At 35.3% G+C, this 16,802-nt stretch carries 14 protein-coding genes; 5 read left to right on the forward strand and 9 right to left on the reverse strand.

The features are described 5' to 3' along the window. Window positions 1-226: 226 nt before the first annotated feature. On the forward strand, window positions 227-1,978 hold the full coding sequence (locus MM213_RS01730) for an ATP-binding protein (RefSeq protein WP_241409581.1): 1,752 nt from the start codon (window positions 227-229) through the stop codon (window positions 1,976-1,978). Here MM213_RS01730 and MM213_RS01735 read toward each other — a convergent pair. The 6 genes from MM213_RS01735 to MM213_RS01760 all read right to left on the reverse strand — a co-directional run bounded on the left by MM213_RS01735 (window position 1,975) and on the right by MM213_RS01760 (window position 9,189). Beyond that, window positions 1,975-3,426 (reverse strand): TrkH family potassium uptake protein, encoded by a 1,452-nt coding sequence (locus MM213_RS01735; protein ID WP_241409582.1) that lies wholly within the window; start codon window positions 3,424-3,426, stop codon window positions 1,975-1,977. The two genes, MM213_RS01730 and MM213_RS01735, sit on opposite strands and share 4 nt — an antisense overlap. Before the next feature lie 3 nt (window positions 3,427-3,429). Beyond that, window positions 3,430-4,776 carry a Trk system potassium transporter TrkA gene (gene trkA / locus MM213_RS01740; protein WP_241409583.1) on the reverse strand — a complete coding sequence of 449 codons (1,347 nt, stop codon included), beginning with the start codon at window positions 4,774-4,776 and terminating at the stop codon, window positions 3,430-3,432. A 556-nt stretch (window positions 4,777-5,332) separates the two neighbouring features. Further along, window positions 5,333-5,785 carry an IS200/IS605 family transposase gene (gene tnpA, locus MM213_RS01745; RefSeq protein WP_241409584.1) on the reverse strand — a complete coding sequence of 151 codons (453 nt, stop codon included), beginning with the start codon at window positions 5,783-5,785 and terminating at the stop codon, window positions 5,333-5,335. Window positions 5,786-6,231: 446 nt separating this feature from the next. Beyond that, window positions 6,232-6,891, reverse strand: coding sequence for a tetratricopeptide repeat protein (locus MM213_RS01750; protein ID WP_241409585.1), 660 nt, complete (start codon window positions 6,889-6,891; stop codon window positions 6,232-6,234). A gap of 41 nt (window positions 6,892-6,932) precedes the next feature. Further along, on the reverse strand, window positions 6,933-8,036 hold the full coding sequence (locus tag MM213_RS01755) for a DNA recombination protein RmuC (RefSeq protein ID WP_439647560.1): 1,104 nt from the start codon (window positions 8,034-8,036) through the stop codon (window positions 6,933-6,935). A gap of 76 nt (window positions 8,037-8,112) precedes the next feature. Then, window positions 8,113-9,189 carry an alpha/beta fold hydrolase gene (locus tag MM213_RS01760; protein ID WP_241409587.1) on the reverse strand — a complete coding sequence of 359 codons (1,077 nt, stop codon included), beginning with the start codon at window positions 9,187-9,189 and terminating at the stop codon, window positions 8,113-8,115. A gap of 147 nt (window positions 9,190-9,336) precedes the next feature. On the opposite strand from MM213_RS01760, the gene MM213_RS01765 reads away from it, so the two are divergent. The 4 genes from MM213_RS01765 (at window position 9,337) to msrB (ending at window position 14,869) form a co-directional block, all read left to right on the forward strand. Next, entirely contained in the window at window positions 9,337-10,395 is a 1,059-nt protein-coding gene (locus MM213_RS01765) for a DUF2891 domain-containing protein (protein ID WP_241409588.1), read from the forward strand. Next, the gene (locus tag MM213_RS01770) at window positions 10,392-11,603 is read left to right on the forward strand and encodes an NRAMP family divalent metal transporter (RefSeq protein WP_241409589.1); all 1,212 of its coding nucleotides are present in this window, start codon (window positions 10,392-10,394) and stop codon (window positions 11,601-11,603) included. The genes MM213_RS01765 and MM213_RS01770 overlap by 4 nt, the downstream gene beginning before the upstream one ends. A 400-nt stretch (window positions 11,604-12,003) precedes the next feature. Next, window positions 12,004-14,406 (forward strand): penicillin acylase family protein, encoded by a 2,403-nt coding sequence (locus MM213_RS01775; protein WP_241409590.1) that lies wholly within the window; start codon window positions 12,004-12,006, stop codon window positions 14,404-14,406. Window positions 14,407-14,464: 58 nt separating this feature from the next. Continuing rightward, a complete protein-coding gene (gene msrB, locus MM213_RS01780; protein WP_241273400.1) occupies window positions 14,465-14,869 on the forward strand; it encodes a peptide-methionine (R)-S-oxide reductase MsrB in 405 nt (134 codons plus the stop codon). Window positions 14,870-15,155: 286 nt separating this feature from the next. On the opposite strand, the gene MM213_RS01785 is transcribed toward msrB, so the two are convergent. Genes MM213_RS01785 through MM213_RS01795 form a run of 3 tightly spaced genes read right to left on the reverse strand, consistent with a single transcriptional unit; the run spans window position 15,156 to window position 16,783 of the window. Beyond that, window positions 15,156-16,106: a DUF4097 family beta strand repeat-containing protein gene (locus tag MM213_RS01785; protein ID WP_241409591.1), complete on the reverse strand. Its 951-nt coding sequence runs from the start codon at window positions 16,104-16,106 to the stop codon at window positions 15,156-15,158. Beyond that, the gene (locus MM213_RS01790; RefSeq protein WP_241409592.1) at window positions 16,099-16,485 is read right to left on the reverse strand and encodes a TM2 domain-containing protein; all 387 of its coding nucleotides are present in this window, start codon (window positions 16,483-16,485) and stop codon (window positions 16,099-16,101) included. Before MM213_RS01790 ends, MM213_RS01785 begins: the two co-directional genes overlap by 8 nt. Further along, the gene (locus MM213_RS01795) at window positions 16,478-16,783 is read right to left on the reverse strand and encodes a DUF2752 domain-containing protein (RefSeq protein WP_241409593.1); all 306 of its coding nucleotides are present in this window, start codon (window positions 16,781-16,783) and stop codon (window positions 16,478-16,480) included. Before MM213_RS01795 ends, MM213_RS01790 begins: the two co-directional genes overlap by 8 nt. Window positions 16,784-16,802 lie beyond the last annotated feature (19 nt).

The following is a 16,802-nucleotide window of genomic DNA, read 5'->3' on the forward strand; positions in this document are numbered from 1 at the left end:
GGTTGTAGATTCAATACAATGAATTAATTTTAAATATTATTCTATCTTCAATAATATAATGCTAAAACATAACTTGTTTAGATCTAAAATTATATTTTATTTTCTAGTATGCTTTTTATGCTTTTGGTCGCCACAAGTAAATGCTTTTCAACATGATATACATAAAGTAAAAGCAGATAGCATTTTTAAAATTTATCAAAAAACAACTGATGATAGCAGTAGACTTTTGTTGCTATCAGAACTTGTTCATGAAATCCATTATTCTGATTCTGCTTTAAAATATTATGAAGAAGCCATTTTTTTATCAGACAAACTAAACAATAAGGAGCTAAAAGCTCAAAACATGAACAGGCTTGGGGTATATTATAGAAATATGAATCTACAAGAAGAAGCTTTGAACATGTATGAATTAGCTTTAGAACTGAGCTTAGGATCTGGAGAGAAGATACAGATTGGACACTCTTATAACAACATTGGTCAAATGTATTTTTACAAAGATTATTATGATGAAGCTCTAGACTATTATGAAGAAGCCGAGAGAATTTTTTTGAAAGTCGATGATCAAAATGGACTTGGATACAACTTAACAGGCATGAGTTTAGTCTTGAGTGAACTTGGAAGATATAGAGAGGCTTTGGAGAAAATCAATAAGGCAATTGAAATTAGAGAAATGCTTGGTCAAACAAGACAAGTAATGGTTTCAAAATTCAATAAAGCTGATATTTTGATGGATTTAGGTGCCTTTGAAGAAGCTGAAAATGACATCTTAAAGCTTTATGAATATGGTATAACCAATGATAAAATAAGGGCTATCAACGCTTTAGAAAAAATGGTTGAACTAAAAATCAAAACTGGAGACCAACAAGCAGCAATCAAATATGCAAATTTAGCTCATGACATTCATTTAGAAAAGCCATTTTCAGAATCCATGATTCATATTTACCAAATGATGAATCAAGTATATTTTAATCTAAATGATTTAGAAAATGCTCAAAAATATCAATCCTTGCTACAGGCAGAAAGAAATATTATAAAATCCGAGAGGACTAAAATCCAACTTGCTGGCTTGACAATCAAAAAACAAAAAGAAGAAATTGATTTTCTAAACAGGCAAAAGGATCTCATAGAACAGAATGAGCAGTTTAAAATGTTTCTTTCTTATGGCTTAGTGATAACTCTTTTAATAATTACCATTGCATATTTGACTGTATACAGAGCCTTGCAAAGAGAAAAAATAAATTTAACCAAACTATCAGAACAGAATAAAAAAATAGAGATTCAATCTCAGGATCTAGAAAAGCTAAATAAAATGAAAGATAAAATTTTTTCAATTTTGGCACATGATCTCAAAGGTCCACTTAATTCACTTAGCGGTCTTGTAAAACTTATTCAAGAAGACAACTTGACCAAAGAAGAATTTATATCATATATACCAATCCTTGCAGAAAACTTAGGTAGCAATAATATATTGCTCGAAAACCTCCTTGTTTGGTCTAGAAGTCAAATGAATGGGCTTGAAGTGAACAATACAAGAATTGATATACAAAAGCTTGTACAAAAAAACATTGAATACTTGTATCATTCAGGTTACTACAAAGGTCAAATTATAATAAATGATGTGGATTCTGATGCTTGGACTGTGGCTGATAAAAGTATGATTGAGATTGTAATTAGAAATTTGGTTTCAAATTCATTGAAATTCACAAAGCAAAATGATCAGATTATTATCAGCACATATTATCAAAATGATAAGGTTATAATTAAAGTAAGTGATGAAGGAATCGGTATAAAGAGAAAAAACCTTGATAGGTTGTTCGGTTCAGAATTTTTCAGCACGCTAGGTACACATCAGGAAAAAGGCACTGGTATAGGACTAATACTAACTAAAGAACTGATTAAAATCAATAAAGGTGAAATTTGGGTTGAAAGTGAATATGGTTCAGGAACTACCTTCTTTGTAGAGTTACCTAAGGCTTAGTTTGCTCTCCAGAAGAAAGGTGTAAACACTATCAGGATTGTAAATAATTCCAATCTACCCAATAGCATTAAGAAGCTTAAGAATATTTTTGCTGATGGACTGAAAAATGCAAAGTTGTCCAATGGACCTACGCGTCCAATTGCAGGACCAACATTTCCTAAGCTAGTAGCAACAGCTCCAAACGAAGTAAGTATATCATAGCCCATCAACGTCATTACAATAGAACCAATTACAAATATCATCAGATAAATCAAGAGAAAATTCATAATATGGGTTATGATTTTTCCTGTAACCCTATCCCCATTGATCTTTAGGGGGACTACAGCTCTTGGGTGTACTATTCTTTTGAATTCCAACCATGTGTTTTTCACAAATGTCAAATGACGTACAAACTTTATTCCACCAGCAGTAGAACCAGCAGAACCTCCCAAAAACAACATCATGAAAAACAACAAAGTCAATCCCTGATGGTATGAAGTATAATCAGCAGTCACATATCCTGTAGTCGTGATAAGAGAAACGATTTGGAACAAACCATCCCTAAATGATTTTTCGAAGTCCTGTCCACTATAATAGAAAATTGGAGCTGCAAAAGATATTGCCAAAACTACTGTTACTAACAAATAGGTTTTGAATTCATCAGACTTCCAAACGCGGTTGAACTTCCCAATCAGCCCGAAGTATATGATAGTGAAATTAGTACCTGCCAAAAACATAAAGACAATTGCTACATACTGAATGAATGCACTATCAAAATACGCCATGCTGGCATTTTTAGTAGAAAATCCGCCAGTGGCCATAGTTGTCAAGGCATGGTTTATAGCATCAAAAATCGTCATTCCACCCAAATGATATAAAATCCCAACCAAAACTGTTAAACCTAAATAAACAAACCATAGCCGCTTGGCTGTTTCCCGGATTCTGGGGTGGAGCTTATCAGATGTAGGACCTGGAGATTCTGCTACAAACAATTCAATACCCCCTATTCCCAAAAGTGGTAAAATTGCCACCGTCAAAACAATAATTCCCAATCCACCTATCCACTGGGTCATACTCCGCCAAAATAGAATTCCAGCAGGCATTGCCTCAATATCATTCAAAATACTTGCTCCAGTTGTCGTCAATCCTGAAACTGTCTCGAATATAGCATCTGGGATATTTTGAATCGAACCACTCAGAATATAGGGTAGCATCCCAAAAATTGACATAAACAACCAACTCAAAGAAACAATCAAGTACCCTTCCCTTTTCCTGATGTTTTGATCCTGCTTCGAAAATGAAAAATATAATGTAGCTCCTACCACAAATGATATGAATGCTGAACCTATTAAGGCCATTTCGTCTTGACTCCCAAAATAGAATGAAAAAGCTAATCCAGGAAGCATTAGAAATGCCAGTAGCATCAATAAAGCTCCCATGATTTTACCAATTGCTTTGTAATGAATCATTTTTTAATGGAATAGTTTTTCTAAAGAATTCTTTGCTCCAGGAAGCGCAAAAACAATCACTTTATCATCTTTTTGCATGACAAAATCTCCATCCGGAATAAAAACTTCCTCACCACGGATGACTCCTGCTACCATAGCACTTTCAGGAAAATGTAAGTCCTTTAGCGCTTTTCTTGTAATCCTGTAGTTTTTTGTAATTACATACTGAACAAATTCAGCATCCACCCCATAGATTCCCGAAACAGCTTCCACATTCCCTTTTCTTAAAAATCTAGTGATTTGGTTTGCCGCCACAAGCTTTTTATTAATCAAAGAATCTACTCCAATACTATGAGAAATATGGATGTATTCCCTGGTATCCACATGGGCAATTGTCTTGTAAACACCATGATTTTTAGCAGAAAGACTTGTAATTATATTTGTTTCTGAAGATTCTGTGACAGAAATAAACGCTTCCATTTGCTCCAAACCCTCTTCAATCAAAAGATCAATATTTTTATAGTCACCATTGATTACCAGCGTCTTATCAAGTCTTTCAGAAAGCCATTTACATCTTTCTTTGTCTTTATGAACAAGTGTCACCCTATAAAAATCCTCAAGCTTCAAAGCTGTGGCATAGGCCATATCATCTCCTCCAATAATCATTACATTTTTGATTGTAACTTCTTTTTGGCCAAGAAGATCTAAGATCGATTCTACAGCCTTTTTGTTGGAAATAAAAAATACATGGTCATTGTTTCTGATGATTGTATTTCCCCTGGGGATGATGGTCATTTGATCTCTTACTATCGCAATAATTTTGATATCCCTAAACAAAATGTTTTGGCTCATATCAGAAATCGCTTTGTTGACCAAGCTGCTATACTGATCTAGGGTGATCCCCACCACGTTCAACTTACCTTCTTCAAATTCAAAAACATCCGTAAATGAAGAGTTTTTGAGCATTCTCTTTATCTCTGAACTGCATAACATTGAAGGGGAAATAATATTGTCGATCCCAATGTTTTTGAAATATACATCATTCTCCGGATCCAAATAATCATGGTTTCGAACCCTTGCAATCACCCTTTTTGCACCAAGTTGTTTTGCCAAAACTGCAGTCACGATGTTTGACTTTTCTGAAGTTGTTACAGCCATGACCATCTCAGCGTCGTTGACACCGGCATTTTTCAATACTTCCAAAGAAGTGGAATCTCCGACAATGGTAAGTACGTCCAAGTGTGAGGATACATTGTCCAAAACATCCTTGTCAGTATCGATCATGACAATGTCCTTGTTATCAAAACTCAATTGCTGTGCAAGATGGTACCCCATATCCCCTGCCCCTGCAATGACTATTTTCATTCCCATAAAGGTGAAATATCATTTGATTTGATCACAAATGTAATGACTTAGAATGAATTAATTGGGAGAAAGGGATTGGAAGATTGCAATATTTAAAAATTAAAGAAAAATTGCCTTTTGATTCATCTAGTCTAAATCACCATCCCTATTCATTAAAACCCTCTAAAACATGATATGATTCTTTCCTTTTGAATTGCATCATATATTTAGATTTGCTCCTGTGTTTAGATTTGGCCCTGTATTCAATTCCCTCCTGCTTTAGCTGGAGAAACATGATAGAATAATGTGCATTTCAGGCTTTAGCCAAAAATAAATCCCTAGATCCTTTCAAATTAGGATTGGTTAATTTCAGATTTGATCAAAAAAATTCGGCTAAAGCCTGAATAGAAACTCTAATCTTTTTTTGGATGGGCTAAAGCACCATCCCTATTCATAACAACCCTTTAAAATATGATAAGATTCTTTCCTTTTGAATTGCATCATATATTTAGATTTGCTCCTGTGTTTAGATTTGGCCCTATATTCAATTGTCTCCTGCTTTAGCTGGAGGAAATAAAAGGTTTTAATCATGAAATTTAGTAAACCCAAATTTATTGATGAATTCATCAAACTCTTCTTGATAAGTTTTCTTTTTATGGTGCTCTTCCTGTTTTTTTATATAGTTCCTTACTTTCTCAATCATAGATTCTGAAACTGAAACAGCAAAATATTCATCTTGCCACTCAAATTTTTTTCCACCCAAAGTAGGAACAATTATATCGTTTCTATTTATCCAAAATGATGATTCTCCCTTTATTAATTGCATTACTTTTTGAATATTTTGATCTACCCCCAAAGAAAACAAGCAATGGCAATGGTCTGAATATCCATTTACAAAATCGATAAATATCCCTTTTTTCTTTGCATTCTCTTGAATATGGCTCCACACCATTTTCCTTATTTCTTTTGTTACAAGCTGAGGCTCTCTGTTTTTCGTGCTCCAAACAAAATGTATGTAAACTTTTATGTAAGACATAAATAAAAATTAAGGTTGAACGATTAAAACAATTTTAAAATCAAAATTTACATTTAGTTTTTTTCGAATCCAAATTATTTTTGAAAGACTAAAATCCAAATTAGAATTTCTTTTAGTATCGGCTAAAACACCATCCCTATTCATTAAAACCCTCTAAAACATGATATGATTCTTTCCTTTTGAATTGCATCATATATGTAGATTTGCTCCTGTGTTTAGATTTGGCCCTGTATTCAATTGCCTCCTGCTTTAGCTGGAGGAAAATGATAGAATAATATGCATTTCAGGCTTTAGCCAAATAATAAATGCCTAGATGTTTTCAAATTAGGATTGGTTAATTTCAGATTTGATCAAAAAAAGAATTCGGCTAAAGCCTGAATAGAAATTCTAACCTTTTTTTGGTTGGACTAAAGTACCATCCCTATTCATTACCATCCCCTATTCAATTATTTACAAAATGAACTGAGGTATCTGTCAACAGATTTACTTCCCAATCTCCTTGCTGCATTCCAATCTTCACAGGCTTTTTCAGCATTTTTGGCTTGATAATGACTTGTTCCTCTATTGGTCAAAATATCTGAGTTGTCGGGGCTCAGCTTCAAGGCATAATCATAATCAGAGATAGCTCTTTCAAATTTTTTAATTTTCAAATGACAATTGCCTCTATTGAAATGATAAGCCCAAACAATTGGAAAATCTTCACCATTAATTTTACTATAAGCTATTGCTGAAGAATAAGCTTTGATTGCCGCATCATATTGCTTTCTTTCTTGGTAAATATTTCCCAAATAATAGGCTAATTCATCATCTTCCTCAAATATTTCCATTGCTGATTTCAGGGCTTCAATCAATTTATCTGTTTTTTGAGGGATATTCCTGATGGCATTATAATAATTGACATAGGCTGGGTGAAATGTTGGGTCTTTCTCTATCACAGGTTCCAAAATTTTAGATGCCGTTTCATAATTTCCTTTTGAAATCATGTCTTGGGCTGTTTTTGCTATGACGATAGAATTATTTCTTTCTTCTGGATCTACCTCATATACTTCTTGAGCTTGGATACCCAAAGCCTGAAAAAACAAAACTATTGCAATTACATATTTCATAAATTCATTCTTAATTTAAACTAAAACTACTGCATATTTTCTTAATCCAATAGTTTTTTCCCTTCTTCTTCGGGCAGTTCTTCTATTTCCTTTAACTTCCTTTGGATCACTCTTGTTCTGGTACCAACCAAAGTATCCAAATCAGTACTTGCCTCTGTAATCTTCTTTTGAGCTTTACTAATCAAATCTCCAAATTTTGAAAATTCTGCTTTCACTGCTCCCAAAACTTTCCAGACTTCACTACTTCTTTGTTGGATTGCTAGGGTCTTGAACCCCATTTGAAGGCTATTCAACATCGCTGCCAAAGTTGTAGGTCCTACCAAAATGACTTTATACTCTCTCTGCAATAGCTGTGCTAGATCTCCATCTCTGATGATCTCAGCATAAAGACTTTCCATTGGAAGAAAAAGTATGGCAAAATCTGTAGTATAAGGAGGGATAATATACTTGTTGCTGATATCTTGTGCTGCTTTTTTGACTGCTTTGAACAATTCTATTTTCGCAGTATCGATTAGTACTTTTTCACCTAAATCATACGCATCAAGCAATCTATAATAGGACTCTTGGGGGAATTTAGCATCAATTGGTAGATATACTGGTCCATCATCGGAATTCCCTGGCATTTTGATAGCATATTCTACCCGTTCAGTGATTCCTTTTTTCAGTTGAACATTGTTTTCATATTGATCTGGTGCCAGTACATTTTCCAAAATTCCCTGCAATTGGTATTCACCAAGCACACCACGTGTTTTCACATTACTCAATACCCGCTTTAGATCCCCTACCCCTGTGGCAAGATTCTGCATTTCGCCCAAACCTTTTTGAACTGCCAAAAGCTGTTTAGTCACAAGTTCAAAAGATTGACCAAGTCTAGTTTCCAGTGTTTTTTGAAGTTTTTCATCAACAGTTTCACGCATTTTCTCAAGACGCTCTTCTGTAGATTGAAGCATACGTTCCTGTCTTTGGATCAATTCTTGAAATTTCTCTCTTTGGAGCTCATTGAATTCCTTGACATTTTCCCTAAAAAGCTTCCCAAAATCCCTCAAAACTTCTGATTGCTCTTTGCTATTGGCGCGCAAAGATTCGAAAACCAATCCAAACTGATGCATTAATCCTTGATTGATCTCTGCTCTGTTAGATTGCATTTGTTTGTTCAGTTCACTTTTAAGATCTTGAAATTCAGCTTTTCTTTCTTGATCGCCTCTTCCTTTCTGACTTTGTTTATAAATTAGGTAGCAAAGAAGAAATGTCTGAATTAACAAAAGGAAATAAATTGTATTCTCTACCGACATGACTATAATATTTGGGAGCTGAAAAGTAGTCGATATTCGATTGAATCCCTAGAAATGACAAATATTCTGCGACAGTCTCTGTCGGTATTTCTTCCATTGGTACATGACCAGCTTGATCGAAAACCTTCAGTTTGGAACCGGGAATAGCTTCCGCCAATTTTTTTCCATTTGCCAAAGGAATCCATGTATCTTCCCTTCCCCAAGTGATCAAAACAGGCATTTTTATCTTTTCGAAATCTATTTCCAAAGGTTTCCTAAAGGTAAGACGATCGATTGTAGCCTGTCTATTTCCCTCTCTTCGCATCAATTCATAATATCGTGTGACTTGTTGAGGCTTGATTTTTTTCTGATCATAATAGACCTGCTTGAGATTTCTTCTGAACAAAAATTCCGGGGTACATTTCAGAAGTATTTTTGAAAATAGTGGCGTTTGAGCCAGTCGAATAATTGAAGGTGTTGTATTTTTGCTTTTGGCTTTTGGTTCTGAATTTTCAGAAATTTGTCTAGGTGCACCAGAAGAATCAATTAAATTCAATGAAAGTACTCGCTCAGGCTTATCTGACGCCATTTTTAAAGCTACTCCACCACCCATAGAATTGCCTGCTATGTGAAATTCCTCCAAACCCAAGTTATCAGCCAATTCAAAAAGTAAGCTTGCGTAGTCATTGACATTGTAGCGCTTTTGGGAATCAGGGCCTGTCAAGCCATGGCCAGGTAAATCCATGGAAATTGTCATAAAATATTGTGAAAGTTCTTCTTCCCAATCTTGCCAAGCATGGAGTGATGAAAAGCTCCCATGAATCAAAAATATAGGCTCTCCTTCCCCTTTCACCTTTACATGTAAGTCGATGCCATCTACGTGGACAAAATAGGAAGATTCGCTTGAATATTTCTCCACTAAAACTTCTGGATCGATATCTGATCTATAACTTAATAGAATAGCTAGTCCAATCAAAAAGATTAGCGAAGCAACAATTTTGAAAATCAATACGAAGAGTTTTAGCATTTTTGAAGAGATATTAGCAAGTTTCCATAAATTAAGGCTTAATTTTCGAATATTAAAAAATGTGTTTATCTACTTTTACCACATCTAATCGAAATTATCATTATGCTAAAACGAATGCAGAAATCAATTCTTTCAATTATCTTTCTAATGACGATCATTTTTTCTTGCCAAAAACCAGAACCGAAAGAAGAAATCGAAACTATTCAATTGACAATCCAAGAAGCAAATAGGCTTGCAAAAATGCCTCTTCATTGTCTGCAAGTAGAATACCCAAACAAGCTCAACCAAACTTTGGCTTCTGAAGATTATCTAAAAGGTCCAAAAGAACTTCATCCAGCATTCTATGGTTGTTTTGACTGGCATTCAAGTGTTCATGGTCATTGGATGTTAGTCAGTTTGCTTCGTCAATTTCCCGATTTGGAAGGTAAAGAAGAAATAAAAGAAATTCTGTTGGACAATATCAGTTATCAAAACATTCTTGCTGAAGTAAATTACTTTTTTCAACCTCAAAATTCAAGTTATGAGAGAACTTATGGCTGGGCTTGGGTATTGAAATTGGCTGAGGAACTTTACCTATGGGACGATCCAGTTGCAAAGCAATTGGAAAGGAATCTTCAGCCACTGACTGATCTAATGGTGAAAAAATATATCGACTTTCTTCCCAAATTAAACTATCCAATTCGCGTAGGAGAACACAGTAATATTGCTTTTGGGATGTCACTTGCATTTGATTATGCCGAAACTGTCAATGAAAAGAAATTGTCAGAAATGATCCGTCAACGTGCCAAAGATTGGTTCTTGAATGATGAAAACTGCCCTTTGGATTGGGAACCTAGCGGATATGATTTTTTATCACCCTGCTTTCAGGAATTGGATATCATGCGAAAGGTTTTGGAAAAAGAAGAGTTTGACAAATGGGTAACGAAATTTATGCCTGAACTTAAAAATAAAGATTTTCAGCTGGCACCTGGTGAAGTAAGTGATAGAACAGATGGGAAATTAGTCCATTTAGATGGATTGAATTTTAGTAGAGCTTGGTGTATTTACGGACTATCCAGAGCATACCCACATCAATATGGGCATTTGGATGTCATTGCTAACGATCATATCAATTATTCGCTTCCCTCCATTGTAGATGACAATTACGAGGGTACACATTGGCTCGGAAGCTTTGCAGTGTATGCCTTGCAACAAGGTGCCAAATGAGTTGGAAGAAATATATAGGACCTGGGCCCTTGGTCGCTGCTGCCTTTATTGGTCCAGGTACAGTGACTGTTTGTACACTTGCAGGAGTCAACTTTGGCTTTGACTTATTATGGGCATTGGGGCTATCGATTGTCGCTACGATTGTACTGCAAGAAATGGCCGCTCGAATAGGATTGTTAGCCCAAAAAGGCCTCGCATCAGTAATTTCTGACACAATCCATATTGGGGTTGTTAGATATTTTTCGATTTCCTTAGTGATGCTTGCAGTAGTTCTAGGAAATGCTGCCTATGAAGCTGGAAACATCTCTGGAGGTGCTATGGGTGCTGAATTGATTGTATCATTGCCTAATTTGAATATCGGTCAATTTAAGGTAAAGTTGCTCAACCTCGTCATTGGTGCGATAGCTTTACTACTTTTGATGCTGGGAAGTTTCAAAACTATCAGCAAATATTTGACAGTGTTGGTCATATTGATGAGTCTTGCATTTATCACAAATGCAATTGTCCTTGGTCCAAATTGGAGAGATTTAATGACTGGTTTCGTACCAAAAATTAATACTGAAAATATAATAACAATAGTAGCATTAATCGGGACAACTGTTGTTCCCTACAACCTTTTCCTTCACTCATCTTTGGTTAGTCAAAAATGGAATACATTATCTGAACTAAAGTATATTCGATTTGATACCATTATTTCAGTTGTTTTGGGAGGCATCGTTTCAATGGCTATCGTGGTGACTGCTGCTTCGGGTAAAGCTATAGATGTTAATTCAGCTGCTGATTTAGCGATTGGGTTAGAAGGATTACTTGGTGTTTTCGCAAAGTACTTTATGGCATTTGGGTTGTTTGCTGCAGGGGTTACATCGGCAATCACAGCACCTTTAGCTGGCGCTTTGGTAGTCTCCGGCTGTTTCGGTTGGTCTACGAATATCAATAGCAAGCCTATGAGACTTAGCATTATTTTCATTTTGGGACTAGGGCTAATTTTCTCCTCTTTGGGAATCAAACCCATTCAGTTAATCACTTGGGCACAAGTCGCTAATGGAATATTGCTTCCACTTTTAAGCGCCTACATACTTTGGATAATCAATAAAAAGTCTGTCATGAAAAATCATGTCAATTCGATGTTTCTAAACATTGTTGGAGGAATAATCTGGCTAATCACCTTGTTTTTAGGCGGATGGAGTATCTTCAAAGTACTTAATTAAGTAAAAATTATCCTAGATATTTAAATTACAAGTGTCACAAATAACATAGATATACAGAACTTTATCACTAATAAATTTGACAACTACATTTTCTGCTTTACAAGAATATAACTGATATCGGATACTCCACCTCAATTAAGTTACAATTGGATAATTACTTGCGGTAAGATAATTATCCCAAAATATGATGGTACCGGCAAATAGTCATTTAATCAAAAATAAAAACATGAATATTTACACTGATATTATAGCTATACTGCTTGTTGAATTATAAATCTATTTAAAACTTGAAAAAAAATACCCCATAATTTCATATGAAAAATGCACTTTCTGATGCTATTTCGAACAATCATTTTACTAAACGTCTAAAAATTCAATAATAACATAACCCAAAGAATCTATGAAAAAACTATTGATTTTATTAACATTTTTATTCTTGGCTTCACTTATTGGTTTTCAAATAACTAAAAAAATATTTGCTCCAGAATACGATGGAAATAAAGAATTACTCGGGCTAAACACAAATGCAGAGGTCTATTTCGATGATTTTGGCATTCCTCATATCTATGCTGAAAATGAAATTGATGCTTACCTGACACTCGGATATATCCACGCACAAGATCGGCTTTTTCAGATGGAAATGATGCGAAGAGTTGGTTCTGGGACATTGGCAGAGCTTCTTGGTGAGGATTTGGTGGATGTCGATAAATTTTTCAGAACCTTAGGCATTCCTAAACATGCCGAATGGAGCACAGAAGAATGGAATCAAGAACATAACTCAAGTTCGAAATCAGCCACAGAAGCTTATATAAAAGGTGTCAACCAATTTATAGAAAATGGGAAATTGCCATTGGAATATACATTACTGGGAGAAAAACCACGACCGTTTACCATCAATGATGTACATAGTATAGTCGGCTATATGTCTTTTACTTTTGCTATGGCCATGAAAACTGACCCGCTTGTCACCAAAATTTCTCGACAACTCGGCCCTCAATATTTGGATGTATTATCAGTGCATACATTGCCTGAGCATCATGTTATCCCAAACAATTACCCTAATAGAAATCCCAAAACCAATGATATCAATTTTGACAAAACTTTGATTTCGTTGCTTGATAAATTACCTGTTCCGCTTTTGGAAGGAAGCAACTCTTGGGTAATTGGTCCCACAAAAACAGCCTCGGGAGAAGTTCTATTTCTGAATGATACACACATAGGTTTTGCCCAACCTTCGGTTTGGTATGAAGCACATATCGAGTACCCTGATTTCAGTTTTTATGGAAATCATTTGGCAGGAGTTCCTTTTGGACTGGTGGGTCATACTAGAGAACATAGCATAGGTTTGACAATGTTTGAGAATGATGATCAGGATTTTTTCGAAGAAAAACTCAATCCTCAAAACTCTAATCAAGTACTTTATAAAGATTCATTTAAAGATCTGAAAATCAGAAATGAAAAAATTTTAATTAAAGACAAAGAAGCAATTGATTTTGAAATAAAAGAATCAATTCATGGTCCTATCATGAATGATGTGATTCCGGAAATTGGCCGACTTACTGATAATCCTGTAGCATCTTGGTGGGTATATATTCAAGAACCAACTAAAGCTTTGGAAGCTATTTACAAAATGAATCATGCCAAAAGTATCCAAGAAGTAGAAGAAGCTGTAAGGCTGATACATGCTCCTGGACTCAATGTGATGTATGGTGATAAAGCAGGAAATATAGCTTGGTGGGCAGCGGCCAAATTACCTATAAGACCCGAACAAGTCAATAGCAAATTGTTCCTTGATGGAACGACAGATTTAGATGAACCAACAGGATGGATGCCTTTTGAGGAAAATCCTATGAGTGTTAATCCTCCATCTGGATTTGTAGCTTCGGCAAACAATCAGCCTGATACTTTATCCAATGGCACTTTCTTTCCTGGATACTACTACCCTGGAGACAGATGGAACAGAATCGCAAAAACTGTCAGCTCAAGGAATGACTGGACACAAGAGAATATCAAAAGTCTACAACTCGAAACAGTCAATGAAACACATCCTAAAATCGCCAAAAGTATGATTGAAGCAATTAATGAATCAGCTTTCGGAGATTTTGAAAAAGTAAAACAGGCTTTGGTAAACTGGGACGGGAATCACGATTTTGAGAGTATTTCTCCTACAGTGTATTACAAATGGTTATACCATACACTTCATGGAATGATGGCAGATGAATTAGGAGAAGCAGATTTTGAAAATTTTCTTAAGACCTTTCTTTATATCAGAAGTGTTCAAAATCTGGTTCAAACAGAGAATTCACCTTGGTGGGATAATACTTCTACCGAAAAAATTGAGCAAAAAAAAGAAATCATTCTTAATGCATTAGAAAAAACGCTTACGGAGCTAGAAAGTCAGTTTGGAAAAAATATCAGTAATTGGCAATGGAAAAATGCAGTCAAATTAGAACATCCCCATCCTCTGGGAGCAAAAAAACCATTGGATAGAATTTTCAATGTAAAAGCATCATCTGTTCCAGCCAATGAAGAATCTATAAACAAATTGGCCTTTGACCTTAATGGAGATGGTGTTTATTATGTGAAATCAGGCCCTGCTATGCGGATAATTATAGATTTTGCAAATGTAGAAGCTTCAGAATCAGTCTTGCCTACTGGCCAGAGTGGGAACGTATTCAGTCCACACTACAGTGATCAAGCAGAGTTGTTTGCCACAGGACAATATCGACCGCAGCTGATGAATGAATCACAAATTAAAAACAGTCCAAGCGGAATTCTTAGATTTAGCCCAAAAAGAAAATAAGGGAAACTTAAATCAGCTTCAATTGTTATTTACTTGGAGATTCCAATAAATCGATAAAATGAAAAAATACTATCCTATAGAAAAGTCCGAATCAGAATGGAAAGAAAAGCTTGATCCTGAAAGCTATAGAGTTTTGAGAGAAAAAGGAACTGAGCGTCCAAATACTGGCAAATACTATCTCAACAAAGAAACGGGAATATATCAATGCAGAGGTTGTGGAAATGAAATCTTTCATTCTTCGGCAAAGTATGACAGTGGTTGTGGCTGGCCTGCTTTTACAGAACCAGTATCACCTGATGCTATAGATGTAAAAATGGACTATTCACACATGATGATTAGAGAAGAAATTCTTTGTGCCAAATGCGGTGGACACTTAGGTCATCGATTTCCCGATGGTCCAAAAGATCGTGGTGGGATAAGATATTGCATCAACTCAGTATCTATGGATTTCGAAAAGAAATAATAAATAGAACAAAAAAATTTTTTTAATTAAAATAAGTATCTCATTACAAAACAAATAGAGCCATTCATCTCAATTGTTTTATAATAAAAATTAAAGGAGAAAACTGAAAAAATAAACTTATTTTCAGCTTTCTCCTTTTCTACTTTTCCACTCAAAAAGATATAGTGAGAAGTAATCTCGAACTAATCTTTGAGGGTTTTTTAAACTTAATAAGAACACTTTCTTTACTCTTTTTCAAATTCCATTTTGCGTCCTATCAATCTTAGTTTATTGTCCTTTTATTTATTTAATTGAATATTTTAATACTTCCGCTACTCGCTTTTCCGTGAACTGTAATTTCACTTGAATTGTCTATTTCCAATCTTTTGGAACCACTCTGATCTCCCACTTTTACAGATCCACTATTCGCTACCAGTTCAAAGTTGAAGTTGGAAAGATCTGAAGGGGTTTGGATTTTGATACTTCCTGAGCTTGATTTCAAGTTGGTCTCCACTCCTAGTCCTGAGTTGGTAGCGTTGATGCTTCCAGAACTAACTGTCAAATCACCCAATCTACTAATTTGATCAAAACGCATGGAGCCAGAGTTTACCTTGCCACTCACTGTGCCCTCCACATCTTCTATCCTCAAACTCCCCGAAGATGCATTTGCATTGACATTTCCTTGGACTTCTTTCATTGTAATGCTACCTGAATTAACTTGAGCTTCAACCTCTCCTATCAAGCCCTCAGCTTTAATACTGCCAGAAGAAGCTTTTAGATTCATCTTTTCTACATCCAATGCCAAAGCCTTGATAGATCCTGAGTTCACCTGAAGATCAATATGCTCACTTTTTACATATTTCACATCTATGGAACCAGAGTTGTTGGTGAATTTCAATTTCACATCTTCTGGTCCTGTCAAGCTTATAAAGCCGCCATTTGTTGTCCCTAAGTTGAAGAATTTGACCGAACTTTGCTGACCTGTCACTTCGATAATTAGTTTAGAGCCAGATTTTCTAAAACTTAAATCAATATCACTACTCTCTGATATTTCCAGATAAGAGTTTAGATTAACAACCGTTTCATTTTCACTTCCTTCATAAGATACCTCGAGGTATCTGCCAGTAACTTCTATTTCCTTTATATCGGAAAAAGTCTCATCGTACTCACGAGTAACTATAGGTCCTACGCCTTCACAGGAAGAAAAAAGTACTGCCAATCCAAAGACTAGCAGTACCAATTGTGATTTGTTAAACATTGTCATTTTTGTTTATTGGTGCTTGAAAATTACCATTGGACATCATCGATAAAGTTTCATGTGCTACTCGAATATTAAATTCGTAAGCCAAACTTTTATAATTAATCAAATCCACTATGGTACCAATCCAACATAAACCAAATGTCAACAAATAGAGAATTCCCAAGCCAATTTGTCCAATAATAAATCTGTGCAATCCAGCAAATCCAAAGAAACCAAGCAAACAAAGAATCAAAACCATTTGATTGTCTTTTCTTCTTGCTCTGTAGACCTGAGCAAAAAGATTTGCTTGGTCTTCATCCATATTCTTCAATATTCCCTGAATATAACCCAATTCCATTCCTTCCAATTCAGGAAGATGTCTTAATACATTAGCCATAGTGTTTTGTTGTTTTGTTGTTTCTAATTAATTCAAATATTCGGTAAATAATCACTGCGAAAGCAAACATGGCCAATGGGTGCATGGACCATGATTCCTGAAAATCCCCTCTTGACAAAAGACTCATTGCCCTACCCAATCCACAGCCTGGGCACCAAGATACTCCTAGGTTATCCAAAGGACAAAGACTGAAATGATGAGCGTCGTAAGGGTCTATCCTTAGAATGCCAATTAATGCGGCAATCCAAAAGATCAATTCAAGCGGCAGCTTTCTAACAGATATTATTAACTTTTTCATTTGACAGGAAAAGTACGAA

The organism is Belliella alkalica (assembly GCF_022549785.1).
GTDB classification, from domain to species: domain Bacteria; phylum Bacteroidota; class Bacteroidia; order Cytophagales; family Cyclobacteriaceae; genus Belliella; species Belliella alkalica.

Bases quoted from the DNA above. Each gene is read 5' to 3' on its own strand.
- MM213_RS01735 (WP_241409582.1), bottom strand. From the start codon at position 3,426: ATGATTCATTACAAAGCAATTGGTAAAATCATGGGAGCTTTATTGATG.
- trkA (WP_241409583.1), bottom strand. From the start codon at position 4,776: ATGGGAATGAAAATAGTCATTGCAGGGGCAGGGGATATGGGGTACCAT.
- tnpA (WP_241409584.1), bottom strand. From the start codon at position 5,785: ATGTCTTACATAAAAGTTTACATACATTTTGTTTGGAGCACGAAAAAC.
- MM213_RS01750 (WP_241409585.1), bottom strand. From the start codon at position 6,891: ATGAAATATGTAATTGCAATAGTTTTGTTTTTTCAGGCTTTGGGTATC.
- MM213_RS01755 (WP_439647560.1), bottom strand. From the start codon at position 8,036: ATGCAATCTAACAGAGCAGAGATCAATCAAGGATTAATGCATCAGTTT.
- MM213_RS01760 (WP_241409587.1), bottom strand. From the start codon at position 9,189: ATGCTAAAACTCTTCGTATTGATTTTCAAAATTGTTGCTTCGCTAATC.
- MM213_RS01765 (WP_241409588.1), top strand. From the start codon at position 9,337: ATGACGATCATTTTTTCTTGCCAAAAACCAGAACCGAAAGAAGAAATC.
- MM213_RS01770 (WP_241409589.1), top strand. From the start codon at position 10,392: ATGAGTTGGAAGAAATATATAGGACCTGGGCCCTTGGTCGCTGCTGCC.
- MM213_RS01775 (WP_241409590.1), top strand. From the start codon at position 12,004: ATGAAAAAACTATTGATTTTATTAACATTTTTATTCTTGGCTTCACTT.
- msrB (WP_241273400.1), top strand. From the start codon at position 14,465: ATGAAAAAATACTATCCTATAGAAAAGTCCGAATCAGAATGGAAAGAA.
- MM213_RS01785 (WP_241409591.1), bottom strand. From the start codon at position 16,106: ATGTTTAACAAATCACAATTGGTACTGCTAGTCTTTGGATTGGCAGTA.
- MM213_RS01790 (WP_241409592.1), bottom strand. From the start codon at position 16,485: ATGGCTAATGTATTAAGACATCTTCCTGAATTGGAAGGAATGGAATTG.
- MM213_RS01795 (WP_241409593.1), bottom strand. From the start codon at position 16,783: ATGAAAAAGTTAATAATATCTGTTAGAAAGCTGCCGCTTGAATTGATC.